The sequence below is a fragment of the Amycolatopsis sp. YIM 10 genome (genome assembly GCF_009429145.1).
Taxonomy (GTDB): Bacteria; Actinomycetota; Actinomycetes; order Mycobacteriales; family Pseudonocardiaceae; genus Amycolatopsis.
In genome coordinates, this window is the sequence record NZ_CP045480.1 from 698768 (window position 1) to 723110 (window position 24343).

Below are 24343 nucleotides of genomic sequence, written 5' to 3' on the forward strand. Positions count from 1 at the left end.
ACAGTGATGGCTACCACCCCATCCGGTGGGTTCGGCTGGCTGGTCACCGACTTCGTGCGCAGGGTCCCCGGTGCCGCCCACGCGGTGGTGGTGTCGGCGGACGGCCTGCTGCTGGCCAGCTCGGACGGGTTGCCGGTGGAGCGGGCCGAGCAGCTGTCGGCGGTGTCGTCCGGGCTGGTCAGCCTGACCCAGGGGGCGGCGAGGTGCTTCGAGGCGGGTGTGGTCAACCAGACGGTGGTGGAGATGGAGCGGGGTTACCTGTTCCTGATGTCCATTTCGGACGGCTCCAGCCTGGCCGTGCTGGCCGCGCCGACCAGTGACATCGGGACGGTGGCGTACGAGATGACCCTGCTGGTGGACCGGGTCGGCCAGCAGCTGACCCCGGAGCTGCGCGCGCAGTTGCAAGGCGGGGTACGCGGCTGACGATGGGCACTCCGGGGAACTTCGGGCGTGATCCGCGGCCGGTGAACGCCGACTGGGACGCGCTGCACGCCGGCAGCGAACGCGAGGGACTGGACTCGCCGAGCCGGTTCGACATCGCCAAGTACGTCACGGGCCGTTTCACCGTGCCGGTCACGTCTACCACTGCTTCGTCTTCGGGGACGTCTTCGTCTGCTGCGTCTTCGCCGCCGGGGGCGCCTGCTTCGCTGCCCGCCCGCCATTCCCGGCCCGCGCCGCCTCCACCTCCTGCGCCGCCGCCGGGCCCCCTTGCTCCAACCGGACCCCCCACTTGGGCCGGGCCGCCGGCTCCCCCCGGGACGTACTCGCGGTCAGACCCCTACGCTTCGCCCGAGTTGTACGGGGAGCCCGAGTCTTACGCGCCTTCTGAGTCTTACGCGTCGCGCGATTCCTATGCGCGGCCTGATTCTTATGCGTCGCCTGAGTCTTACGCGTCGCGCGATTCCTATGCGCGGCCTGATTCTTATGCGTCGCCTGAGTCCTACGCGTCGCCCGAGTCGTATGCGCGGCCTAAGTCCTATGCGCCGCCTGGATCGCGGGCGCGGCCCGAGCCCTACGCGCCGTCGGAGGCTTATGCGGAGCCCGATTCTTACGCGCGGCCTGAGTCCTATGCGGAGCCGGAGTCTCACGCGCCTTCTGATTACTACGCGCAGCCCGAGCCTCATGGGCCGTCTGAGTCGTACGCGCGCTCTGATTCTCATGGGTCACGCAGGTCCTCCGCGCGGCCCGAGTCCTACGCGCCCTCTGAGTCCTACGCCCGGCCCGAGCCCCACGCGTCGCCCGAGTCGTACGCGGAGCCTGAGTCGTACGCGCGGCCCGAGTCCTATGCGCCGTCGGAGGCTTATGCGGAGCCGGAGTCGTATGCGCCGCCTGGATCGCGGGCGCGGCCCGAGCCCTACGCGCCGTCGGAGTCTTACGCGTCGCCCGAGTCTTACGCGGAGCCGGAGTCGTATGCGCCCTCTGAGGCATACGCGTGGCCTGAGCCCTCCGCATCGCCCGGGGCCAACTCGGCGCCAGCCGAGCAGCCTGCGTGGCCAGAGCCAGAGCCGGAACCCGAACCCGCGCCGATGCGGGCGATGGCCCCGGTTCGTCCGGCCGCCCGGCCCGCGGCCCCGGTGTGGCCCGCCGGTCGTGCCTCCCGCTCGCTCGTCCGCCCGTACGCCAGGACCGGCGGCCGCACGCACTCCGCGCACGACCTGGCGCTGGAAGCCCTGATCTCCACCACCGACCAGGGCCGCGGCCAGACGTCTTCCCTGCCGACCGAGTACCGCCTCATCTGCGAACTCTGCCACGACACGCACTCCATCGCGGAGATCGCCGCGTACCTGCGCCTGCCGCTGGGCGTGGTGAAGGTCTTCGTCGGCGACCTCGCCGACGCCGGGCTGGTCCTGATCCACCAGTCGAGCCTGATCCAGGGCGACCCGTCCGCCCGCGAGTTCATGGAACGAGTCCTGCAGGGCCTGCGCGAACTCTGACCGCTCAGTCCTCGACGAGGGCGGCGGAAGTGATGCGGTGCAAGGGATACCGCTGGTTGTCGGTGCTTTCCAGCATGCCGCCGCCCACGCGCGCCGGGGTGACCACGCGCTGCGCGGCCGTGCCGCGGTCGTCGACGAAGCCGATCCACACCTCGCGGCGTTCGCGCGTGGCCTTCGAGAGCAGCGCGAGCGTCATCGACGTGTCGGCACCGCCGCCACCGGGGGCGCGCACCGCGGTGCCGCGCCGGGTGCCCGCCGCGCGGTCGCCCGCGCGCAGGTTCGCCACGATCGACGCGACCTGGTCGCCGTCGGGAGCGCTCGGCTCGGCGTGCACGCGCCGCGCGCCCCGTCCCCTGGCCGGGATGCGGCGGCCGCGGTTGCGGTTCAGATCGACCACCCGCCCGTCCGGCCCCTCGGCGGCCGGGGCGAATCCCGCCGCGCGCAGGCCGTCGAGCACCTCGGCCAGCGGGAACGTGCTGATCAGCACGGTCGGCGCGATCTTGCGCAGGTCCAGCTGCTCGGCCGCCGGATTGCCGAGCACCTCGGCGAGCAGCACCTCGTCGTCGCAGCGCAGGAACGAGCCCGCCACCCCGCCGCGCAGCCGCCCGTGCCGCCGCGCCACGTCGTCGATCAGGTAGGTCAGCGACTGCGGCACCGGCGTCACCGACCGCTCGCGGAACAGCGAGTGCAACTCCGCCGCGGTGCGCCCGGTGTCCAGCGCGCGCCGCACCGAGGTCTCGGTGACCCGGTAGACGGTGGCGTGCCCGGCGGATTCGATGTCGGCCACCGCGGTGATCTCGGTGGCCAGGTCGGCCTCCAGCGGACCGGGCGCGACCACCGTGAGGTCCGCCTGCACCAGCACGTGGTTAACCGGGTCCGGCAACGCCTCCGCCATCGCCAGTGTCGCGTTGGAACGGTCGTCCTCGAGCAGCATGCCGGTGGCCGTGGTGACCGCGCCGAGCGCGACCAGGCCGAGCGCGGTCGCCTCGGCCATGGTCCAGCGCACGTTCTCGTCGCGGAACCGGCCACCCCGCCGCGGTGCCCGCCAGGCCAGCGAGGCGACCAGTTCCTCCACGCTCTTCACCCCGGTGCCCGACGGCAGTTCGGTGAGCGTGGTAAGCACCCGGCGGCGCGCGGCGGGCGCGAGCGGGCGGCGCAGCTCCTCCGACAGCGGGGCCAGCGGCTTGTCCTTCGCGTCGCGCTGCCCGGCGAGACCGGGGGAGCGCGGCAGGTCCAGCCACGCCTGCGCCAGCATCGCCCAGCGCGCCGCCGGTTCCGAGGCGAGCCAGCTGTCGGCGAGCACGGTCGGCACCCACTCCGGGGTGCCGCTCTGGTCGTCACCGGCCAGTCCGGCGCCGACGACGACCTCGGCGACCAGCGTCGCGCGCTGGTCGTCCACGTCCAGCTCCCGCGCCAGCTTCCGCAGTTCACGCACGCCGAGCCCGCCGGACTTGAGCACCGGCGGCGGTTGCTCCGACCAGAGCGTGATCAGCCGTTCGGTGTGCCGCAGGAACTCCATCGCCTCCCCGGCCGCCGCCTCGTCCACTGTGGACTGCTGATGCGGGTGGGTCGGCAGCTCCGGCTCGGCCAGCTGCGCGCTGCTGAACGCGTGCCCGCCGCGCAGCAGGATGCCGAGTTCGCGGGGCAGCTCGACGGTGGTGTCGTCGCGGCGCAGCAGCAGCCCGCGCGCGAGCAGCTTCTGCACCGGGGTGGTCGCCTCGTCGAGCGGGACCATCGCGCCGGCGTCGCGGGTGTTGCCGATCGGCGGACCGGCGGCGAGCTTCTGCAGCAGTGCGCGCTCGGCGTCGGTCACCTCGTCGACCGCGGCGGCCAGGTCCGTTTCGGACAGTGCCTTCGACGGGCTGCCGAGCCCGGCGGGGAACGGTCCGAGCGCCTCCCGCGCCGTCGGTGGCACGCGGATCGCGTCGTCCTCGCCCCAGGCGAGCGCGCGGTCCCGCAGCCGCTCCAGCCCGCGCTTCGCGGACCTGCCGAGCAGTTCGTCGACCTCGGCGGCGGTGACCGCTTCGGTGTCGGCACCGGCGAGCAGCAGAGCGTCGAGCACGGCGAGGGTGAAGGTGTCCAGGTCTTCGCAGGCGCGCGAGATCGAGCCCGGCGTGCCGGCGCGGGTGGCCAGCACCGTGCTGTTGGACGGCGGTGGCGTGGCCAGGTCGCGCCGGGTCCGCAACAGCGCGACCAGCGTTCCATCCGGTCTGGAGCGCAGCCAGTCCGCCAACGAGGTTCCGGGCATCCGGTCCAGAATATCGCCTGTTCGGACCCGTGCCCGGGGCGCCTGGCACACTGGACCCGCGAGTTCGAACCATGGAGGACGACGTGGCGAAGGCCAAGACCGGTAAGAAGAACGGCATCGACCCCACCTGGCCGCACGTGGCCGAGGGGGAGCACCCGGTGTCCGAACTGGCCGCGGACCGCCAGGGTGCGCTGTCCCCGTTCGGCGACGTGACCTTCCCGCTGGACTCGGTGCCCTACGTGCACCCGCGGACCGAGATCAACAAATAGCGGTTACCGGCTGGTAAACCGGCAGATCGGCAGTGTCGGCGATCACGGGGCTAGGGTTCTGTGCACCACTGTTCCAGCGCAGATCGCGGGGGTTCTCCCATGCCGGTTCCCGGTCCCGGATATTCGATCACCGTCCGTGTCGAGGCGCCCTCCTCGGCGAGCGCGGCGGGTGACCTGACCAGCGCGGTCGGCCGCGTCGGCGGGGTGCTCACCGCGTTCGACGTGGTCGAGTCGCACCCCACCTCGATCGTGGTGGACATCAGCGCCAACGTGCTGTCGGCCAACCACGCCCAGGACATCACCGAGGCGCTCGACGCGCTGCCGGGCGTCCGGGTGCGGAAGTTCTCCGACCGCACCTTCCTGATCCACCTCGGCGGCAAGATCGAGGTCACGCCCAAGGTCGCGCTCCGCAACCGTGACGACCTCTCGCGCGCCTACACCCCGGGCGTGGCCCGCGTCTGCCAGGCGATCGCGGCCAATCCCGAGGACGCGCGGCGCCTGACCATCAAGCGCAACACCGTCGCCGTGGTCACCGACGGCTCGGCCGTGCTGGGCCTCGGCAACATCGGCCCGGCCGCCGCGCTGCCGGTGATGGAGGGCAAGGCGGCGCTGTTCAAGAAGTTCGCCGACGTCGACGCCTGGCCGGTCTGCCTGGACACCCAGGACACCGAGGAGATCATCAGCATCGTCAAGGCGCTGGCCCCGGTCTACGCGGGCATCAACCTGGAGGACATCGCCGCGCCGCGCTGCTTCGAGATCGAGGCGCGGCTGCGCGAGCTGCTGGACATCCCCGTCTTCCACGACGACCAGCACGGCACCGCGATCGTGGTGGTCGCCGCGCTGCGCAACGCGCTGCGCGTGGTCGGCAAGCGCATCGAGGACTGCAAGATCGTGGTCAGCGGGACCGGCGCGGCCGGTTCGGCGATCATCCGGCTGCTGCTGCGCAAGAAGCCTGCCGACATCGTGGCCGCCGACATCGACGGCATCGTGCACTCGGCGCGCGGCAACCTCGACGACAACCTGACCCAGATCGCCGAGGCCACGAACAAGGACAACGTCTCCGGCACCCTGCACGACGCGCTGGTCGGCGCGGACGTGTTCATCGGGGTGTCCGCGCCGAACCTGTTCGGGGCGGAGCAGGTCGCCACGATGAACTCCGACGCGGTGGTGTTCGCGCTGGCCAACCCGGACCCGGAGATCGACCCGCTGGAGGCCCAGCGGCACGCCGCGGTGGTCGCCACCGGCCGCAGCGACTACCCGAACCAGATCAACAACGTGCTCGCCTTCCCCGGCGTCTTCCGCGGGCTGCTCGACGCGCACGCCCGGCACATCGACGACGAGATGCTGCTGGCCGCCGCCGACGCGATCGCCGACGTGGTGGACGGCGAGCGGCTCAACGCCTCGTTCATCGTGCCCAGCGTGTTCGACTCGGCGGTGGCGCCGGCGGTCGCCGAAGCGGTGAAGAACGCCGTGCGGAACTAGCGGGTAGTCTCCGGCGGGTGAGCGAACTTACGCACGTCGACGCGGCGGGCGCGGCTCGCATGGTCGACGTCTCCGCGAAGGATTCGACGGTCCGGATCGCCTACGCCAGCGGCGTGGTGCGCACCACCGCGGAGGTGGTCGGGCTGCTGTCGTCGAACGGCCTGCCCAAGGGTGACGCGCTGGCCACCGCGCGGATCGCCGGCATCATGGGCGCCAAGCGGACGCCGGAGCTGATCCCGCTGTGCCACCAGCTGGCGCTGTCCGGGGTCGAGGTCGAGTTCACCCTCGGCGAGGCGGATATCCGGATCCTGGCCACGGTGCGGACCAAGGACCGCACCGGGGTGGAGATGGAAGCGCTGACCGCGGTCGCGGTGGCCGGGCTGACCGTGCACGACATGATCAAGGCGGTGGATCCGGCGGCCTCGCTCGACGAGGTGCGGTTGGATCGCAAGGAGGGCGGCAAGACCGGCCTCTGGGAGCGTCCGACTGCGACGGGAGACGACCGGTGAAGCGTGCGGCGAGGGTGATCGTGGCCTCCAACCGGGCCGCCGCCGGGGTGTACCCGGACCGGACCGGCCCGGTGATCGCGGACTGGCTGGCCCAGCGCGACTACGAGGTGCCGGACCCGATCGTGGTCGAGGACGGGGAGCCGGTGGCGCGGGCGCTGCGGGCGTGCGTCGCCGAGGACGTGCACGTGGTGATCACCACCGGCGGCACCGGCATCTCGCCGACCGACCGCACGCCCGAGGCGACCACCTCGGTGCTCGACTACCAGCTGCCCGGCGTCGCGGACGCGGTGCGGGCGGCCGGGCTGCCCGCGGTGCCGACCGCGGTGCTTTCGCGCGGTGTCGCCGGCGTGGCCGGGCGGACGCTGGTGGTGAACCTGCCGGGCTCGCGGGGCGGGGTGAAGGACGGTCTCGGCGTGCTGGAAGGCGTGCTGGACCACGCGGTGGAGCAGCTGCACGGGGGCGACCACGTGCCGGCCGCGCCGGTGGCCGGGGCACGCATCGCGCTGGCCGCGGTGACGGACGCGCCGATCTCGGTCGACGAGCACGCCGCGCTGGTCGGCGACGACGCGGCGGGTGCCGTGGTGACCTTCTCCGGGGTGGTCCGCGACCACGACGGCGGCAAGGGCGTGCGGGGTCTGGTCTACGAGGGGCACCCGAGCGCCGGCGACGTGCTGGCGCGGGTGGTCTCGGAGCTGGCCGCGCGCTTCGAGGGCGTGCGGGCGGTGGCGGTGAGCCACCGGATCGGCACGCTCGCCATCGGGGACGTGGCGCTGGCCTGCGCCGTCGCCGCCGACCACCGGCGGGAGGCCTTCCTGGCCTGCTCGGATCTGGTGGACGAGGTCAAGGCGCGGCTGCCGGTGTGGAAGCACCAGACCTTCACCGACGGCACCGACGAATGGGTCAACTCCCCCTGACCCCTTTCGGGGGCCTGAGTGGCGCGCTCGCGCCCGGAAACCCCGCCGGCGGGAAGTGCCCCCGTTTTGCGGGCGGACACTCCGCCAGGGCCGCTGAAGCCCGTTATTCCCACTGAAGTGGCTTACACACGCCCGGTAACCATGGAAATCGGTTGCTCGGCGATGTTTCGACGCAGTGGAATGGCGGCGCACCGTGAATAGGGGGTAGCGCATTGTCAATGGACGCACGAAAAGGTCCCACCGCCCAGGGGATTGGCGGTGGGACCTTTTCGCTTGTCACGGCGTTATCGGGCCGTGATCACGCACACCAATGTCACTTGGTGGCGATCTTCTGGCCGACCACGATGAAGTCCGCGTTCGGGATGAAGTCCTTGTTCAGCTCCTGGAGCTTGGCGAACCCACCCTCGACGCCGTGCGCCTGCGCGATCTTCGACAGGGTGTCGCCCGCGACCACGGTGTAGTCACCGGCCGGGTTGGACTTGGCCACACCGGTGGTGACCGGGGCCGACGACTGGGCCGGGGCCGGAGCCGACTTCGGCGCGCTCTTCTTCGCCGGGGCGCTCTTCTTGACCGAGCCCTGGGTGTTCTTGCCCTTGTAGCTGGCGGACGAGCCGCCCTTCTTGCCACAGGTCGGCCACGCGCCGATGCCCTGACCAGCCTTGACCTTCTCGGCCACGGCGATCTGCTCCTCGCGGGAGGCGTTGTGGGCGCTGCCCTTGCCGCCGTAGGCCTTCCAGGTGCTCGGCGAGAACTGCAGGCCGCCGGAGTAGCCGTTGCCGGTGTTGGTGGACCAGTTGCCACCGCTCTCGCACTGCGCGATCGCGTCCCAGTTGGTGCCGCCTTCGGCCTGCGCGGGGGTCGCAGCGATGGCGAGCGGAGCGCCGACCGCCATACCGGCGATCGCCACCCGGGCGATGTGCTTGGTAGCGGCGGACATCTTACGGTGCTTGCCTCGGTAAGCCATTGGTTACTACTCACTTCCCGCGCCTGCTGAACATCGGGGGGTTCGTGTCGTCCCTGTCCGGAAGTTTTCTTTCGCTCGGGGTATGGGCCGGGATTCCGCCGGACAGGGTTCGGCGCTTCGGATTCCCGGTGTTGCTCTGGTCGGTCGGGGCCAACCGAAAAGCGACGGTACGTAACCTTCGGCGTGATCGGAAATTATTCGGGGTGTGACCTACGTCACTGTAACAGGGCGCAACCTTTGACGATTCCCGTGTTTTCGCAGCTCAAGTGGCCGTTACCGGGCCGTTTCCTTCTCGAGATAATTCACTGATCGTGAGGCTTGGGTCACGTGTAAAACGCATCCGTAGGCCGTTAGTGCACATACGCACAAAGTGCGCTAATCCCGGAGGAAGGCAGCCAGTCCGGCCAGGTCGTCGGTGTTGATGTGGTCCACACCCGCGTCGGCGAGTTCGGTCCAGATCGCCTCGCGGGCCGGTCCGGGGGCGTCCGGCGTGGCCCAGAACCGCACCCGCTGGCCCGCCGCGTGCGCGGTCGCCACGATCTCCCGCAGCCGGGCCCGCTCGGCGGCCGGGAACGCGCCCTCGCCGGTCCAGGTGAACAGCTTCGTCCAGTTGTCCGAGACCAGCGGCGTCAGGCGGGCGTCGGAACCGGGCCCCAGATCGTCCTGGGCGGCGATGCGGCCGTCGTAGAAGGCCAGCCGCTCCTTCTGGCCCGCCAGTACCGCTCGCGGCCGGTTGCCGGACAGCACGACCTCCACGGCCCTGTCGCGCACCCAGCCGTCCCGGTAGGCGGTGAAGAGGAAGGAGTACCGCGGGGACGCCAGCACCTTCGAGAGCGCCGCGTAGGTGTCCTCGGCGCCGCTCTTGATGTCGACCAGCAGCTGGAACGGCATCCGGCGCGGGTAGACGTGGCCGAAGTTACGCAGCACCCGCTCCCGCAGCGGCTCCAGGTAGAGCGACTCCAGCGTGCGTTCCGGGGTGACGTCCTCCGGGTCGTGCGCCACCAGCAACTGCCCGTCGACCAGGTAGATGTCCGCCTCGACGCTGGTGAACCCGTGGTCCAGCGCGTCGTGCAGCGGCCGGTCGTGCTCGTAGTCGTTGTGCGCGTGTGCCTGCGCCAGCGGCTTGACCCACGGAGCCCACGACGCCGACGACACGGCTGAAGCGGGCGTGGCGAGCCCGGCCACGGCGAACGCGGTCAGCACGAGCACAAGGAGGCGGCGCATGCGCGACAGCCTCGGTGAACCCGGCGTCCGATGGGTGACGCGGGGGTTAACCACCGGCGAAAGGCGGCAGGACGTCCAGCTCGGCTCCGTCGGGCAGGCGGAACGAGGTGTCCCGCACCGCGACGCCGTCCAGCAGGAAGCTGGCCACTTCGAGCACCTTCGGCAACCGCTCGGGGTGCCGCTGCCGCAGCTGCTCGACCGCTTCGGCCACCGACGAACCGGCCGGCAGCGTGAGCACCTCGCTGTCCACTCCGGTCGCGGCCCGCGCCGAGGCGAAGAACCGCACTTGGACCGTGGTCACCCGCATCAACCGCCGATCGCGCTCATCGGCCGGATCGGCTGCGCGAACCCGGCCTCATTGATCTCGTGCCCGGCCAGCTTGCCCCACATGGTGTCGCGCCAGGCACCCGCTATCTCCTCGTCGGGCGCGCCCGCGCGCAGGAGGGCCCGCAGGTCGGTCTCGTCGTTGCTGAACAGGCAGGAGCGGACGGCACCGTCGGCGGTCAGCCGGGTGCGCTCGCAGGCCGAGCAGAACGGCCGGGTGACCGAGGCGATCACGCCGACGTCGCCGGGGCCGCCGTCGACCAGCCAGCGCTCGGCGGGCGCGCCACCACGCGGCGCCTCGCTCGGGGTCAGCTCGAATTCGGCGCCGAGCAGGTCGAGGATGTCGGCCGCGGTGATCATGCCGCGGCGGTCCCAGCCGTGCTGCGCGTCCAGCGGCATCTGCTCGATGAACCGCAGGTGGTAGCCGTTGTCCAGGCAGAACCGCAGCAGCGGCGCGGCCTCGTGGTCGTTGACCCCGCGCATCAGCACCGCGTTGACCTTCACCGGCGACAGCCCGGCGTCGCGGGCGGCGGCCAGGCCCTCCAGCACGTGGCGCAGCCTGTCCCGCCTGGTCAGCTTGGCGAAGGTGTCGCGGTCGATGGTGTCCAGCGAGACGTTGATCCGGTCCAGCCCGGCCGCGACCAGGCCTTCGGCCCGTTTCGCCAGGCCGATGCCGTTGGTGGTCATCGACAGCCGGGGCTTCGGCCGCAGCGCGGACACCTCGGCGACGATGCGCTCGAGCCCCGGTCGCAGCATCGGCTCACCGCCGGTGAGCCGGATGTCGGTGACCCCGAGCGACTCGACCGCGATGCGCAGCAGCCGGAGCAGCTCGTCGTCGGTGAGCACCTGATCGCCGGGCAGCCAGTCCAGGCCCTCTTCGGGCATGCAGTAGGTGCAGCGCAGGTTGCACTTGTCGGTCAGGGACACCCGCAGGTCGGTGGCCACCCGGCCGAACGAGTCGATCAACCCTGGGTGGTCGGGCCGGGGTTCGGCGGGGTTCTGCCGCTTCCCGGAGGGCCGGGGAATGCCAAGATCTACCGCCGTCACCCTGCCCAGGGTAGTGCGGATCCGGACGAGCGGTCCTCAAGCTTCGAACGAGACGATGGCGCATCCGCATCTGCGGGTTTAGCCTCCTGCTCATGCCGCAGTTTCGGTTGGCCGAGGTAGCCCGCTTGCTCGGGGTCAGCGACGACACGGTGCGCCGGTGGGTCCGCGCCGGTCAGTTGACCGCCCTCGACGACACCAGCGGGCGCAAGGTGGTCGACGGTGCCGAGCTGGCCGCCTTCGCCAGGGCGCAGGCCGACCAGCCGCCGGACCCGTCGCGGGTCGGCCGGTCCGCGCGCAACCGGTTCGTCGGGCTGGTCACCGAGGTCGTCCAGGACAAGGTGATGGCACAGGTGGAGATCCAGTGCGGGCCGCACCGGGTGGTCTCGCTGATGAGCACCGAGGCCGTCACCGAAATGGGGCTGAAACCGGGCTCACTCGCCGTCGCCGTGGTCAAGGCGACGCAAGTGATCGTCGAGACGCCTGATCGTTAGGCGCTGCCCATCGAGCAGCCTCACCGGACAGCGCCTAATAGGGTGGCGGGCATGAGCGACGAACCGCGTTGGAGCTATCTCAGCGACATGGACGGGGTGCTGGTCCGCGAGGAGCACCTGGTGCCCGGCGCCGACGAGTTCCTCGCCGAACTGCGCGCCAACGGCATCGGCTTCCTGGTGCTGACCAACAACTCCATCTACACCCCGCGCGACCTGCGGGCGCGGCTGGCCAGGACCGGGCTGGACGTGCCGGAGGAGGCCATCTGGACCTCCGCGCTGGCCACCGCCGAGTTCCTGCACCGCCAGCGCCCGAACGGCTCGGCCTTCGTGATCGGCGAGGCCGGGCTGACCACCGCGCTGCACGAGGTCGGCTACGTGCTGACCGACCGCGACCCGGACTACGTGGTGCTCGGCGAGACCCGCACCTACAGCTTCTCCGCGATCACCAGGGCGATCCGGATGATCGAGGCGGGCGCCAAGTTCATCGCCACCAATCCGGACGCCACCGGCCCCAGCCTGGAGGGCTCGATGCCGGCCACCGGCTCGGTCGCCGCGCTGATCGAGAAGGCCACCGGCCGCCAGCCCTACTTCGTCGGCAAGCCGAACCCGCTGATGATGCGCTCGGCGCTGCGGGCGCTCGGCGCGCACTCCGAGCACACGCTGATGATCGGCGACCGGATGGACACCGACGTGCACGCCGGGATCGAAGCCGGGCTGGAGACCATTCTGGTGCTCACCGGGATCTCCACCAGGGAGAGCGCCGAGCTGTACCCCTACCGCCCGACGCGGGTGCTCGACTCGGTGGCCGACCTGATCGGGCGGACGAAGGATCCCTTCGCGCAGGGGTGACGAACCTCTCCGGTGAGCAGGCCTTATCTTCAGGGGATGAACGATGCCGGTGCGGCGGGACTGCCGACCTATGTGGTGGGTGACGTACACGGGCATCGTGAGGGGCTGACCGAGGCGCTGCTGGCGAAGGAACTGGTCGACGCCGACGGCGACTGGGCCGGTGGCAAGAGCCGCGTGTGGTTTCTCGGCGACTTCGTCGACCGCGGTCCCGACGGCGTCGGTGTCATCGACCTGGTGATGCGCCTGCAGGAGCAGGCCGCCGAAGCCGGTGGTGAGGTGCACAGCCTGCTCGGCAACCACGAGATCCTGCTGCTGGGCATGCACCGCTTCGGTGACACCGAGGTGCCGTCGGACTTCGGCCCGCGCAGCTTCGGCCGCAGCTGGGAGATCAACGGCGGGCAGCCGTCGGACCAGGAGAAGCTGACCGGCCGCCACATCGAGTGGCTGGTCCGCCGTCCGCTGCTGGCGCACGCCGAGAACTACCTGCTGATGCACTCCGACACGCTCGAGTACCTCGAATGGGGGGCCGACGTCGAGGAGATCAACCAGAACGTGGCCGAGGTGCTGGCCGCCGACGACATCTCCGACTGGTGGGAGGTGTGGCGCCGGATGACCACGCGCTACGCCTTCCGCGGGCCGAACGGGCCGGAGATCGCGCAGCTGCTGCTGGAGCGGCTCGGCGGCGAGCGGATCGTGCACGGCCACAGCGTGATCGCCGACCAGCTCGGCATCCACCCGGCGCAGATCGAGGCGCCGTACCTGTACGCGGGTGGCAAGGTGCTCGGCGTGGACGGCGGCCTGTTTGTCGGCGGCCCCTGCTTGATCGTTCCCCTGCCGTGGGAACCGGAGGACTGAAACTTCCAGGTCGTGGGACATCTTGACCATTGTCCGGACCAGGGTCCATAGTTCCGGTCATGTCCGAAACCCTGGGTCACCGTTGTGTTGTCCCGCGGACGAGGCGGTCTCCTCACCGCCTGGTCGGTATCGGCGTCTGCGCGCTGCTCGTGCGCCGCGGTCGCCTCGGCTCACCGCCGAAGTAGCGCGCCTTCCCCGCGTTAGTACCGATCCCTTCGCACAGTGAGGAAATGCGTTGTCTGTCGACCTGTCGCTTCGTGCTGCCCTGCGCCCGGCCCGCGTACCCGCCGACGGAATCCTGGAAGGTCCGCGGGTGTTGCACCGCGCGGAATCCCAGCCCTACGAACTGTTTTCGCTGACCCCGCTCGGTGCGGTGATCGGCGCCGAGATCGACGGCGTCGACCTCGGCGCGCCGCTGACCGGTGAGCTGCGGGCGGAGCTGAACCGCGCACTGCTCGAGTGGAAGGTCCTTTTCTTCCGCGACCAGGACATCACTTCCGAGCAGCAGCGGGCCTTCGCGCGCAACTGGGGTCCTCTTGAGACGAACCCGTTCATCCCCACCGGGGACAGCGAGCAGGTGACCCGGTTCGCCCGCAGTGCGACCATGCCCGGTTTCGAGAACATCTGGCACACCGACGTCACCTTCCGGCCCGAGCCCGCGCTCGGTTCGGTGCTGCGGCTGATCGAGGTGCCGCCGCTCGGTGGCGACACCATGTGGGCGGACATGGCCGCCGCCTACGACAACCTGCCCGAGGACGTGCGCGCGCGGATCGACGGCCTGACCGCGGTGCACGACTTCATCCCCGGCTTCGAACGCTTCTCCGACGCGGATTTCCTTGCCGCCAAACAGGACGAGTTCCCGCCGGTGGAGCACCCGGTGGTGCGCACGCACCCCGAGTCCGGCCGCCGCATGCTGTTCGTGAACCAGGCCTTCACCACGCACATCGTCGGGCTGGAGCGCGAGGAGAGCGATCGGCTGCTCCGGTTGCTGTTCCAGCAGGCGCACGTGCCGGAGTTCCAGGTGCGGTTCAAGTGGCGGCCGAACTCGGTGGCGTTCTGGGACAATCGGGCCACCCAGCACTACGCGGTGAACGACTACTTCCCGCACGCGAGGGTGGCCGAACGGGTGGCCATCGCCGGTGACCGTCCTTTTTAGACCGTCCTGGTGGACAGCCGCGTCAGACCACGCTGGTCGTCGCGGCGACTCCGGCAGGCGTCCACACGATGCAGTTCGGGCCGTAGTTGAAGGTGGCGGGCGTGTAGGTGACCTGACCCTTGGCGGGGAAGGAAACCTGCGCGCTCGCGCCGACGAAGCGCATCTTCTCGCCCGGCTGGATCTCGGGATTGGTCAGCCCGGGCGCGGTGATCGTGCCGGTCGCCGCGCCGCCGAGCTTGAAGCTGCCCCAGCCGTTGTAGGTGCCCGCCGGCGAGTGCGTGGTCCAGTTCTTCACGCCGGTGTACTCGATCTTCACCGTGGCGGTCTGGCCCTGCGCGACGGAGGCGGGCGCGGTGATCGTGGTGCGGTACTGGACGTCCCAGGCGACGATCCCGCCGCCGACGGCGCAGTGGTAGTCGACGGTGACCGTGCCGGCGGCTGCGGGGGTCGCGCCCAGCACCAGGGTCGCGGCGGCCGCGGTCAGCAGAGCGAAGAGTTTGCGCATGGCTCCCACCATCGGCCGGACGCGGGTGACGGCGCATCCTCCGGCCTGCGGTTTCCCAAAACTGTGAAAACCTCACTCTTGAGGGTTTCGGGCCGGAGCGGTTCTCTCGGAACAACGGAAGAACCCGTATCCCGTGAGGAGTTCCAAGTGTCGACGAGGAAAACCTTCAGATCGGTACTGGCCGCGCTCGCCCTGATGTTCCCGCTCGTGCTTTCGCAGGTCGCGACGAGTATGCCCGCTTCGGCGGCCGAAATCGCCGTGCGCACGGTGTACTACGACTCGAGCGGCGCGGCGGAGTTCAAGGACGCCGTGGACGCCGGCGCCGCGGTGTGGAACAACAGCGTGAAGAACGTCCGGCTGGTGAAGGGATCGCCCGCGTCGCTGGTCATCGTGGCCGACAACGGCTGGCCACGCGCGCAGACGTACTCGCTCGGCCGGGGCAAGATCTGGTTCGGGCGCCAGGCGGTCAACCAGGGCTACAACGTGACCCGGATCGCCGCGCACGAGATCGGGCACATCTTCGGCCTGCCGGACCGGCGGACCGGGCTGTGCCAGGACCTGATGTCGGGTTCGAGCGCACCGGTCTCGTGTGCCAACCCGAACCCGAACGCCAAGGAGAAGGCCGAGGTCGAGGCGAACTTCGCCGGTTCACGCGCGGCCGCGGACTTCCGGGGTCACTACGACGAGACCCCGGTCGCCGCGTTCTGACCGGCTCCCGGTGCCGTGAAAGCCACCTTCACGGCACCGGCACGATCTCCTTGCCCAGCGGCACCAGCGAAACCGGGATCATCTTGAAGTTCGCCACGCCCAGCGGGATGCCGATGATGGTGATGCACAGCGCGAGCCCGGTGACCAGGTGCCCGATCGCCAGCCACCAGCCGGCCACGAGGAACCAGATGATGTTGCCGAGCACCGAGAACGCGCCGGAGCCGCGCCGGTCGACCAGGGTCCGGCCGAACGGCCACAGCGCGTAGTTCGCCATCCGGAACGAGGCGAGGCCGAACGGGATGGTGATGATCAGGACGCAGCAGATGATCCCCGCGATGGCGTACCCCACCGCCATCCAGAAGCCGCAGAGCACCAACCAGATGACATTCAGGATCGTCTTCATGTCCCCATTGTCCCGTGAAACCTGGGTCAAGCGAGCAGATCGCCGGAGAACACGGTCACGGCCTGCCCGGCCAGCGTGACGCGATCACCGGCCAGCTCGACGCGCACGACACCGCCGCGCGGCGACGCCTGCTCGCCGACCAGCTCGTTCCGGCCGAGGCGCGCGGCCCAGTAGGGCGCCAGCGTGCAGTGCGCCGAACCGGTCACCGGGTCCTCATCCACGCCCTTCGCCGGGGCGAAGAACCGGCTGACGAAGTCGATCCCCTCGCGGTCGCTCGGCGCGGTGACGGTCATCCCGCGGATGTCCGAGGAGGACGCTGCCTTGATGGCGGCGAGATCCGGTACCAGGCCGCGTACCTGCGCCGCGTTCTCGGCGACCACCAGCAGGTCGAACTTCCCCCTGGCGACGTGCTCGACGGTCACGCCCGGCAGTGCGGCGCCGGGATCGATGTCGACCGCTTCGGACGGGTCGGCGGGGAAGTCCATCCGCACCCAGCCGCCGGCCGAGGTGCAGCGCAGTTCGCCGCTCTTGGTGCTGAACACCTGGTCGCCGCCGAGCACGTGCGCGGTGGCGAGGGTGGCGTGCCCGCACAGGGCGACCTCGGCGACCGGCGTGAACCAGCGCAGCGGCTTGGCGCCCTCGCCGGTGGTGACCACGAAGGCCGTCTCGGAGTGCTTCAGCTCCGCGGCCACCGACTGCATCCAGGCTTCGTCGGCGGGGGCGTCCAGCAACACCACCCCGGCCGGGTTCCCGGCGAAGGCGCGGTCGGTGAACGAGTCCACGAGGTACAGGCGCATGGGTTCGAAGATAGACGGATGGCAACGGCGGTGACCCGCTCATACACTGCGAAGCGCGTCACCGCCGACCCGCTGGAGGACCCATGCCCGCCGTTCCCAGTTACTCCTCCGGAATCTCCGATGTGCCGCTGCTCGGCGACACCATCGGCGACAACCTGGCACGCACGGTGGCCGCCTTCGGTGATCGCGACGCGCTGGTCGAACGGCTCACCGGCCGCCGGTGGACCTACGCCGAACTGGCCGCCGACGTGGACGCGCTCGCGCTCGGCCTGCTCGAACTCGGCATCACCAAGGGTGACCGGGTGGGCATCTGGTCGCCCAACCGCGCCGAGTGGACGCTGATCCAGTACGCCACCGCGAAGATCGGCGCGATCCTGGTCAACATCAACCCGGCCTACCGCTCGCACGAGCTGAAGTTCGTGCTAAACCAGGCCGGGGTGCGGCTGCTGGTGGCCGCCGAGTCGTTCAAGACCTCCGACTACGCGGGCATGATCGAGCAGGTGCGGCCGGAGTGCCCCGGGCTGGAGCACGTGGTGCTGCTCGGCACCCCGGCATGGGATTCATTGGTGGACAACGAGATCGACGCCGACCGGCTGGCCGGGATCGCGGCCACGCTCGGCGCGGACGATCCGATCAACATCCAGTACACCTCGGGCACCACCGGTTTTCCCAAGGGCGCCACGCTTTCGCACCACAACATCCTGAACAACGGGTTCTTCGTCGGTGAGCTGTGCGGGTACACCGAGGCCGACCGGATCTGCATTCCGGTGCCCTTCTACCACTGCTTCGGCATGGTGATGGGCAATCTCGCGGCGACTTCGCACGGCGCGTGCATGGTGATCCCGTCACAGGCCTTCGAACCGAAGGCGGCGCTGGAGGCGGTGCAGGCCGAGCGGTGCACCTCGCTGTACGGCGTGCCGACGATGTTCATCGCCGAACTGTCCGAACCGGACTTCGGCACCTACGACCTGAGCAGCCTGCGCACCGGGATCATGGCCGGTTCGCCGTGCCCGGTCGAGGTGATGAAGCAGGTGATCGAGCGGATGGGCATGGCGGAGGTGTCGATCTGCTACGGCATGACCGAGACCTCGCCGGTGTCCACGCAGACGCGGGCGGACGATTCGGTGGAGCGCCGGGTGTCCACCGTCGGCCGGGTGGGGCCGCACCTGGAGGTGAAGGTGGTCGACCCGGAGACCGGGCTGACGGTGCCGCGCGGCGAACCGGGCGAGCTGTGCACGCGCGGGTATTCGGTGATGCTGGGCTACTGGGAGCAGCCGGAGAAGAGCGCCGAGGTGATCGACGCCGCGCGGTGGATGCACACCGGCGACCTCGCCGTGATGGACGACGAGGGCTACGTGAACATCACCGGGCGGATCAAGGACATGGTGATCCGGGGCGGGGAGAACGTGTACCCGCGGGAGATCGAGGAATTCCTGTACACGCACCCGGATGTGCTCGACGCGCAGGTGATCGGCGTGCCGGACGCTCGGTATGGCGAGGAACTGATGGCGTGGGTGCGCCTGCGCGAGGGCGCCCCGGAGCTGACCGCGGAGTCGCTGCGGGAGTTCTGCACGGGGAAGCTGGCGCACTACAAGATCCCGCGGTACGTGCACGTGGTGGACGAGTTCCCGATGACGGTGACCGGGAAGGTGCGGAAGGTGGAAATGCGCGAGCAGGCCGTGACCCTGTTGGGCCTGGAGTCAGCGGCCTCCTCGAAGCACGCCTGAGGCACTGCTCGGGGCCACCCCGCTGTTTGATTGTGACTACGGCGAAGACCCCGATGTCAAGGCGGGAAAGATACCTTGACATCGGGGTCTTCGCCGTGTTTTTGGCTGTGGAGCGGGGATGGGGAAGGGCTGGGGGGTAGGTGGTCGGCTGTCGTTGCCGGGTGGCGGTTTGGGAATTGTTGCTACGGCATCAACCTAGGCCGTGGCAACCACTTCCGCGAAGGCCTTGGCATCCTCTTCGCCGAAGGTTTCTTCGAGGATCTCCGGGGTGTAGTCCAGGTCGATCTGCTCCACCGGGGTGCCGCGCGCCGACTCGATGGCGCCGAGGCGGCGCTGCGCGCGATCGGCGGCGTACTCGATGAACTCCTGCGGGTCGTTGTCGAACGGCCGCGGCTCTTCGAACTGCTCGTTCACCCACTGGATCATGCCCAGCGCGTGCGGCAGCAACTCGCCCATGCGCTGCTGCACGACCTCCCACATCGAGTCGTCCGCGGCGACGTGCCGACGGCAGGTGAAGGTGCCCCAGGCCATGTGCCGCCGCTCGTCGTCGCCGATGCGGCGGACGAGTTCCTGCATGCCGGGCAGGATGTTCCGCGTGGTGCACACCTTCTGCCACGCGTAGTACCCGGTCAGCGCGAGGCTGCCTTCGACGACGTGGTTGTAGGTGACGCTGGCGCGGACCTGGTTCACCGGGCTCGGGTCATCGGCCAGCACACCGAGCGAGGACGGCAGCTCCTCGTAGAACAGCTTGCGGTAGTGCGGGTTCTCGGCGACGTACGGGTGCAGGTCCTCGGTCAGCCCGACCGCGTCCATCCACCGCCGGAACACTTCGGTGTGCTTGGCTTCCTCGAAGCAGAACTGGCTCAGGTACATCTCGTCGCCGAACCGGCCGGTGGCGGCCATCGCCTTCATGAACGGCTGGATGTCCTCGGTCACCGCCTCCTCACCGGCGATGAACTGGGCGCACAGGTAGGTCGCCGAGCGCCGCTCGTCGTCGGTGAGCGTCCGCCAGTCGGCGGCGTCCTGGCTGAAGTCGATGTCGGCCGGGTTCCAGAACTTCGCGTTCCCCTTGACGAACAGGCGCAGCGGGAAGGAATCCCAGTTCAGGCCGCCCCGGCGCAGTGAGCTGAAGCCGCTGCGTTTCTCAGTGGTGGTCATCGTTCGAACCTCTCACTCCATTGTGGACGAGGAGTACTTCTCGATCGCCGGGGCGATCACCGCGCACACCTGGTCCGCCGCTTCGGCGGGGGAGTGCGTCGGCAGCACGAGGTGGCTCAGGTTGAGCCGGACCACGGTCTCGGCGAGCAGTTCCACGCACTCGTCGCCGAGCCACGGGGCCCGCGAGCGGTAGTGCTCGGCCGCCGCGTCGGCCGCGGCACGCAGCACGGGTTCCGCGCGGGTGGTCAGCAGCGGCAGCAGGTCCTCCGCCGGACCGGTGCCGAGCGCGGCGGCGACCAGCGGGTTCTCCCTGGCGTGCTCGATGGTGAACACGGTGGCCGCGCGCACGCCGTCGAGCAGCTCGGGCGCCGCGTCGAACCGCTGGTGGATGCCGTCGAGGAACTCCGCCGTGGTGCGCAGCGCGACCGCCTCCACGAGCGCGGCCTTGGTGCCGAACTCGTTGTAGAGCGTTTGCCTGCTCACCCCGACGCGGGTGGCCACGTCGACCATGCGCAGTGCCGCGTAGCCCTTCTCGATCAGCAGCGCGGTGGTCGCGACGAGCAGTTCCTCGCGCAGGGAGGCCTTGGCGCGCTGGGTGAAGGACGTGACCTCGGACACAACTTCAGCTTGACACAGCGCACTCATATGTCAAGGCCGTTGACGTCGCCTGATCGATTGTCAAATCCGCTACCGTGCAGGCGTGGGGATCACCGTGGGGTTCGACCTCGATATGACCTTGATCGATCCGCGGCCCGGCATGGTCGCGGCGCTCGACACGCTCGCCGAGGAGTCGGGCCTCCCGCTCGACGGCGAGCGGTTCGCCGCCAATCTCGGCCCGCCGCTGGACGCCGTGCTCCGCGGCTTCGAAGCACCGGAGGAACGCATCCCCGGCCTGGTGGACCGCTTCCGCGAGATCTATCCGGAGATCGTCGTGCCGAGCACCGTGGCGCTGCCCGGCGCACACGCCGCGCTGGACGCGGTGCACCGCGCCGGCGGGCGCACGGTGGTGGTCACCGGCAAGTTCGGGCCCAACGCCGCGCTGCACATCAAGGCGCTCGGCTTCAACGTGGACGTGCTGGTCGGCGAGCTGTGGTCGACCGGGAAGGCGGCCGCGCTCACCGAGCACGGCGCCGAGGTCTACGTCGGCGACCACCTCGGCGACATCAACGGCGCGCTGGCCGCCGGGGCCGTCGCGGTCGGCGTGACCACCGGGCCCTGCGGCCGGGATGAGCTGGCCGAGGCCGGTGCGCGGGTGGTGTTCGACAGCCTGGAGGAGTTCCCCGCCTGGTTCGAGTCTCTTACTCCGCCGCTTTCCTAGCCGCCTTGCGGTGCTCGCGGATCAGGGCCCACAGGCCCAGCCCGAGCCCCAGCGGGGTGACCAGTCCGGCCACCGCGCTCAGCCAGACCGGCAGGTCCTCCAGACCGGCCGCGAACAGCACAAAAACGGCGAGCACCGCCAGCATGCCGACGGCGAACAGGCCGATCCCGGCGCGCATCAGCAACGGCTTGGTCCTCGGCAGGCTCTCCATGGCTCCAGATTAGAGCGCGACGCAGTGTGTCCGGTATGTGCTTCGCTTCACCGGACGGTGGGGGATACGCTTGTAGGTACGCGCGTCTGGGTACGCCCTGGGCGCGCGTTCGTCGTGCATGGCTGCGCGACGTGGGACACGTGAGTGAAGGAACGGGTGAGGGCAGTGCCGACCGGCAAGGTCAAGTGGTACGACGCGGAAAAGGGTTTCGGTTTCGTCACCCAGGATGGCGGCGCGGACGTCTACATCCGGAAAGCCGCGCTACCGCAGGGCGTAGCGGCGCTCAAGGCCGGCCAGCGGCTCGAGTTCGGGGTGGCCGACGGCCGCCGCGGCCCGCAGGCGCTCTCGGTCCGGCTGCTCGACCCGCCGCCCTCGGTGGCCGAGGCGCGGCGCCGTCCCGCGGAGGAGCTGCACGGCCTGATCGAGGACATGATCAAGCTGCTCGAGCTGAAGGTGCAGCCGGACCTGCGGCGCAACCGCTACCCGGACCGCAAGCACACCAAGCAGATCGCCGAGATCATGCGCGCGGTGGCGCGCGACCTCGACCCCTAAGCCGGCTCGACCTGCAGGGTCCAGATGCCGCGGACGACGAGCTGCGGATTGCCCTGCTCGTCCTCGATGGCGGCCCCGGTGCCGTCGATCGCGGTGGCCGCGCTGATCTGCTGGATCTCCACCACCACCAGCTGGTCCCCCGGACCGGCGGTGGCGGTGTAGGCGTGCTGCCTGCCGGGGGAGAAGAACTCCTGCTTCACCGGCTGCAGGTTGCCCGCCGCGTCCTGGTACTGGACGTTGACCAGCCACGGGGTGTCGACGATCTCCTTCGGCAGTGAGATCTGCACCGGCTTGCCGGGGCGCACCTTCAGCCGTGCCTCGGCGCCGTCGTTCTGCTCGCAGGACGACACGCGCGCGTCGCAGTGGATGAACGGGCCGGTCCGCACGGTGTTGCCGTCGGCGAAGAAGGTCACCTCGGGCGGGGGCACCGGGGAGCAGCCGGACAGCACGAAGGCACCACCGGCGAGAACGGCCAGAACACCGAGACCACGCATGCCCAGGACTCTACGAGCCCGCCGGTCCGCGTGAGGGAGCCGGTCCCCCGCTGCGCATCCCGCGCGGCGGGGTGCTGGTGGCGTCCGGCCGAAGTGGACGGTCGCCGCCCAGGCCGGGGATGAGCGAGCTGCCGCGGTGCACCAGCATCGTCTGCACCACGCCGATCGCCAGCAGCGCGGAGATCACCAGGAAGCCGATCCAGTAGCTCGGCGGCAGCAGCAGGCCGACCGCGCCGCCGAAGCACCAGGCCAGCTGCAGCACGGTCTCCGAGCGGCCGAACGCCGAGGCCCGCGACTCCTCCGGCAGGTCGGCCTGGATCACCGCGTCGAGGCTGATCTTCGCCAGCGCGCTCGCGGTCGCGCCGACCAGGCCGACGATGGCCGCGGTGGCCAGCCCGGCCAGTATCGCGGCGAGCACGGTCGAGGCCAGCGTGGCGGCCGCGCAGCCGATCACCACCTGGTCGGGCTTGCCGAAGGTCATCCGCGAGCCCAGCGCGTTGCCGAGGAAACCGCCGACCCCCGCCGCGCCGCCGATCACGCCGAGCAGCAGCAGTTGCATGAACGGGCTCTGCCCGCTGCCCTCGGTCTGCGCCTTCACCGCGAACGCGGCGAACAGGAACAGGAAGCCGGTGACCAGCCGGATGGAGCCGTTGGCCCACAACGAGACCACGATCTGGCGGCCCATCGGCTGGCGTTTTTTCTTCTGCGGGTGCGCGGCCAGCGACGCGGGTACCTCGCCCTCGGTCACCTCGACCCAGGACGGGATGCGCATCGCCTGCACCGCGCCGACCACGCAGATGACCGCGGTGAACCACAACGCGCCCGACGAGTCGAAGATGCCGTTGATCCCGGCCGCCACCGCGCCGAACGCACCCCCGGCCACCAGGCCGAACACGGTGAGTCTCGCGTTCGTCTTGGACAGCGTGATCTCCGGCGGCAGCACACGTGGGGTCACCGAGGACTTCAGCACCATGAACGATTTGGACAGCACCATCTTGCCCAGCGCCGCCGGGTACAGGCCCCAGTCGTCGAAGTGCAGGGCCATGAACACGCACATCAGCGCCTGACCGGCCGAGGTGGCGCACATGGCCAGCCTGCGCCCGCGCTGGATGCGGTCCAGCGCCGGCCCGATCACCGGCGCCACCAGCGCGAACGGGGCGATGGTGATGAGCAGGTACAGCGCCACCTTGCCCTTGCTCTCGCCGCTGCTGGCGGCGAAGAACAGCGTGTTCGCCAGCGCGATGGCCATCGCCGCGTCGCTGGCGTAGTTGAGCATGGTCGCGTAGGTCAGCGAGGTCAGCCCGGACTTGTCCGCGCCGTCGGCCTTGGCCGCGCGCTGGAAGGCGTCCACCGCCTGGCCGGTCAGCTGGCGGCTGCGCAGCGCGGCCACCCTGGTCACGGTCAGCTTCTTGGGCAGCCGGGGCATGCCGCGGCCCGCCTCGGCGGGCGGTGGCTCGAAGCCGTGCGCGGCCTTGGTGTGCTCGGACGCGGCGTGCTCGGACTCCTCGAAGGAGCGCCGCTGCTGCTCGTTCGCGAACCCGCCGGTGTCGTAGCGCTCGTGCTCACCGGAGTGGCCGCGCGGCCGGTTCGGCGGGACCGGGGGCAGGTTCGAGCGGGTGCCGGGGCGCGGTGGCGGTGGTGGCGGCGGGGGAGCCTGCCGCTCGCGGTCACGGTCTCGACGCACGGGCTGCGTGTAGAAGTGGTCCGGGTTGGGCGCGTAGGACTGCTGCGGCACGGCTCCGGTGGGCGCGTCGTCCGCGGTCGGCACCCGCCGCGGCGGGAAGTCACGCGGCGGTGGGTAGTCGGACGCGGGCGTGCGCGACTGCGGGTAGCTCTGCTCCGCCGGGCGGGGCGGGTAGTCGGACGCGGGTGTCCGGGACTGCGGGTAGCTCTGCTCGACGGGCGGCACGCCGCGCGCCCGGGCCTCGGCTTCGGCGGCTCGGCGGGTCGGGAAGTCGGGCTCGGCCGGGCGGGGCGGGTAGTCGGATGCGGGTGTCCGGCTCTGCGGGTAGCTCTGCTCCGCGGGCCGCGCCGGGTGGTCCGCGGCGGGCATGACGCGCGTCGGCGGCCGCTCGCGCGGGGGCGGCGGCGGGGGTGGCGACTCGTGCCGGGTGCTACCGGGTTCCGGGGTCCACTTGCGCTTGCCCTTCTTCCCGGCACGACCCTTGCCCGAGGACGAACCGAAACGCATCACACCTGCAATC

The 24343-nt window shown here is 70.4% G+C and carries 27 protein-coding genes; 14 read left to right on the forward strand and 13 right to left on the reverse strand.

The annotated features are described in order from the left end of the window. Positions 1-6 precede the first annotated feature (6 nt). Together YIM_RS03495 and YIM_RS48910 are read left to right on the forward strand one after the other, a co-directional pair. Positions 7-423 carry a roadblock/LC7 domain-containing protein gene (locus YIM_RS03495; protein WP_153028955.1) on the forward strand — a complete coding sequence of 139 codons (417 nt, stop codon included), beginning with the start codon at positions 7-9 and terminating at the stop codon, positions 421-423. Positions 424-1535: 1112 nt separating this feature from the next. Further along, the gene (locus tag YIM_RS48910; protein ID WP_228004533.1) at positions 1536-1934 is read left to right on the forward strand and encodes a DUF742 domain-containing protein; all 399 of its coding nucleotides are present in this window, start codon (positions 1536-1538) and stop codon (positions 1932-1934) included. 4 nt (positions 1935-1938) lie between these two features. Here YIM_RS48910 and YIM_RS03505 read toward each other — a convergent pair whose 3' ends face one another. Beyond that, positions 1939-4182, reverse strand: a complete 2244-nt coding sequence (locus YIM_RS03505) for a helicase-associated domain-containing protein (RefSeq protein ID WP_153028957.1) — start codon at positions 4180-4182, stop codon at positions 1939-1941. A gap of 71 nt (positions 4183-4253) precedes the next feature. Between YIM_RS03505 and YIM_RS03510 the strand changes: the two genes are divergently transcribed. The 4 genes from YIM_RS03510 (at position 4254) to YIM_RS03525 (ending at position 7356) form a co-directional block, all read left to right on the forward strand. After that, positions 4254-4451 carry a hypothetical protein gene (locus tag YIM_RS03510; protein ID WP_153028958.1) on the forward strand — a complete coding sequence of 66 codons (198 nt, stop codon included), beginning with the start codon at positions 4254-4256 and terminating at the stop codon, positions 4449-4451. A 99-nt stretch (positions 4452-4550) separates the two neighbouring features. Further along, complete coding sequence (locus YIM_RS03515) at positions 4551-5933, forward strand: NAD-dependent malic enzyme (protein WP_153028959.1); 1383 nt, start codon at positions 4551-4553, stop codon at positions 5931-5933. Between the two features lie 17 nt (positions 5934-5950). After that, a complete protein-coding gene (gene moaC, locus YIM_RS03520; protein ID WP_153028960.1) occupies positions 5951-6442 on the forward strand; it encodes a cyclic pyranopterin monophosphate synthase MoaC in 492 nt (163 codons plus the stop codon). Continuing rightward, positions 6439-7356, forward strand: a complete 918-nt coding sequence (locus YIM_RS03525; protein ID WP_153028961.1) for a molybdenum cofactor biosynthesis protein MoaE — start codon at positions 6439-6441, stop codon at positions 7354-7356. Before moaC ends, YIM_RS03525 begins: the two co-directional genes overlap by 4 nt. A 313-nt stretch (positions 7357-7669) precedes the next feature. Here YIM_RS03525 and YIM_RS03530 read toward each other — a convergent pair whose 3' ends face one another. The 4 genes from YIM_RS03530 to moaA form a co-directional block, all read right to left on the reverse strand. After that, positions 7670-8320: a transglycosylase family protein gene (locus YIM_RS03530; protein WP_153028962.1), complete on the reverse strand. Its 651-nt coding sequence runs from the start codon at positions 8318-8320 to the stop codon at positions 7670-7672. Between the two features lie 375 nt (positions 8321-8695). Then, entirely contained in the window at positions 8696-9544 is an 849-nt protein-coding gene (locus tag YIM_RS03535; RefSeq protein ID WP_194240031.1) for a phosphatidylinositol-specific phospholipase C/glycerophosphodiester phosphodiesterase family protein, read from the reverse strand. Between the two features lie 46 nt (positions 9545-9590). Then, positions 9591-9851 (reverse strand): MoaD/ThiS family protein, encoded by a 261-nt coding sequence (locus tag YIM_RS03540; protein WP_153028963.1) that lies wholly within the window; start codon positions 9849-9851, stop codon positions 9591-9593. Continuing rightward, a complete protein-coding gene (moaA, locus tag YIM_RS03545; RefSeq protein WP_153028964.1) occupies positions 9851-10915 on the reverse strand; it encodes a GTP 3',8-cyclase MoaA in 1065 nt (354 codons plus the stop codon). Before moaA ends, YIM_RS03540 begins: the two co-directional genes overlap by 1 nt. Positions 10916-11007: 92 nt before the next feature. Here moaA and YIM_RS03550 point away from each other — a divergent pair, with 92 nt between their 5' ends. The 4 genes from YIM_RS03550 (at position 11008) to YIM_RS03565 (ending at position 14266) form a co-directional block, all read left to right on the forward strand. Continuing rightward, positions 11008-11406 carry a molybdopterin-binding protein gene (locus tag YIM_RS03550; RefSeq protein WP_153028965.1) on the forward strand — a complete coding sequence of 133 codons (399 nt, stop codon included), beginning with the start codon at positions 11008-11010 and terminating at the stop codon, positions 11404-11406. A 51-nt stretch (positions 11407-11457) separates the two neighbouring features. Next, positions 11458-12255, forward strand: a complete 798-nt coding sequence (locus YIM_RS03555) for an HAD-IIA family hydrolase (protein ID WP_194240032.1) — start codon at positions 11458-11460, stop codon at positions 12253-12255. Between the two features lie 36 nt (positions 12256-12291). Continuing rightward, a complete protein-coding gene (locus tag YIM_RS03560; RefSeq protein ID WP_153028966.1) occupies positions 12292-13110 on the forward strand; it encodes a metallophosphoesterase family protein in 819 nt (272 codons plus the stop codon). 235 nt (positions 13111-13345) lie between these two features. Further along, positions 13346-14266: a TauD/TfdA family dioxygenase gene (locus YIM_RS03565; protein WP_153028967.1), complete on the forward strand. Its 921-nt coding sequence runs from the start codon at positions 13346-13348 to the stop codon at positions 14264-14266. A 22-nt stretch (positions 14267-14288) separates the two neighbouring features. Here YIM_RS03565 and YIM_RS03570 read toward each other — a convergent pair whose 3' ends face one another. Beyond that, on the reverse strand, positions 14289-14771 hold the full coding sequence (locus tag YIM_RS03570; RefSeq protein WP_153028968.1) for a hypothetical protein: 483 nt from the start codon (positions 14769-14771) through the stop codon (positions 14289-14291). 147 nt (positions 14772-14918) lie between these two features. Between YIM_RS03570 and YIM_RS03575 the strand changes: the two genes are divergently transcribed. Then, positions 14919-15479 carry a snapalysin family zinc-dependent metalloprotease gene (locus YIM_RS03575; protein WP_370468952.1) on the forward strand — a complete coding sequence of 187 codons (561 nt, stop codon included), beginning with the start codon at positions 14919-14921 and terminating at the stop codon, positions 15477-15479. Between the two features lie 28 nt (positions 15480-15507). Here YIM_RS03575 and YIM_RS03580 read toward each other — a convergent pair whose 3' ends face one another. After that, complete coding sequence (locus YIM_RS03580) at positions 15508-15882, reverse strand: YccF domain-containing protein (protein WP_153028969.1); 375 nt, start codon at positions 15880-15882, stop codon at positions 15508-15510. A 26-nt stretch (positions 15883-15908) separates the two neighbouring features. Beyond that, positions 15909-16679 carry a PhzF family phenazine biosynthesis protein gene (locus YIM_RS03585; protein ID WP_153028970.1) on the reverse strand — a complete coding sequence of 257 codons (771 nt, stop codon included), beginning with the start codon at positions 16677-16679 and terminating at the stop codon, positions 15909-15911. Positions 16680-16762: 83 nt separating this feature from the next. On the opposite strand from YIM_RS03585, the gene YIM_RS03590 reads away from it, so the two are divergent. After that, the gene (locus tag YIM_RS03590; protein WP_153028971.1) at positions 16763-18406 is read left to right on the forward strand and encodes an AMP-binding protein; all 1644 of its coding nucleotides are present in this window, start codon (positions 16763-16765) and stop codon (positions 18404-18406) included. 195 nt (positions 18407-18601) lie between these two features. Here the strand turns inward: YIM_RS03590 and YIM_RS03595 are convergent, their stop codons facing one another. Both YIM_RS03595 and YIM_RS03600 read right to left on the reverse strand, forming a co-directional pair. Continuing rightward, positions 18602-19564 (reverse strand): R2-like ligand-binding oxidase, encoded by a 963-nt coding sequence (locus tag YIM_RS03595; protein WP_153028972.1) that lies wholly within the window; start codon positions 19562-19564, stop codon positions 18602-18604. A 12-nt stretch (positions 19565-19576) separates the two neighbouring features. Next, positions 19577-20182 (reverse strand): TetR/AcrR family transcriptional regulator, encoded by a 606-nt coding sequence (locus YIM_RS03600; RefSeq protein ID WP_228004534.1) that lies wholly within the window; start codon positions 20180-20182, stop codon positions 19577-19579. Between the two features lie 82 nt (positions 20183-20264). Here YIM_RS03600 and YIM_RS03605 point away from each other — a divergent pair, with 82 nt between their 5' ends. Further along, positions 20265-20882, forward strand: a complete 618-nt coding sequence (locus tag YIM_RS03605) for an HAD family hydrolase (RefSeq protein ID WP_153028974.1) — start codon at positions 20265-20267, stop codon at positions 20880-20882. Here YIM_RS03605 and YIM_RS03610 read toward each other — a convergent pair. After that, positions 20863-21093: a hypothetical protein gene (locus tag YIM_RS03610; RefSeq protein ID WP_153028975.1), complete on the reverse strand. Its 231-nt coding sequence runs from the start codon at positions 21091-21093 to the stop codon at positions 20863-20865. The two genes, YIM_RS03605 and YIM_RS03610, sit on opposite strands and share 20 nt — an antisense overlap. A 165-nt stretch (positions 21094-21258) precedes the next feature. On the opposite strand from YIM_RS03610, the gene YIM_RS03615 reads away from it, so the two are divergent. After that, entirely contained in the window at positions 21259-21645 is a 387-nt protein-coding gene (locus YIM_RS03615) for a cold-shock protein (protein WP_153036764.1), read from the forward strand. Here YIM_RS03615 and YIM_RS03620 read toward each other — a convergent pair. Both YIM_RS03620 and YIM_RS03625 read right to left on the reverse strand, forming a co-directional pair. Continuing rightward, entirely contained in the window at positions 21642-22139 is a 498-nt protein-coding gene (locus tag YIM_RS03620; RefSeq protein ID WP_153028976.1) for a DUF2771 family protein, read from the reverse strand. The genes YIM_RS03615 and YIM_RS03620 overlap by 4 nt on opposite strands. 10 nt (positions 22140-22149) lie before the next feature. Further along, positions 22150-24330: an MFS transporter gene (locus YIM_RS03625; RefSeq protein ID WP_228004954.1), complete on the reverse strand. Its 2181-nt coding sequence runs from the start codon at positions 24328-24330 to the stop codon at positions 22150-22152. Positions 24331-24343 lie beyond the last annotated feature (13 nt).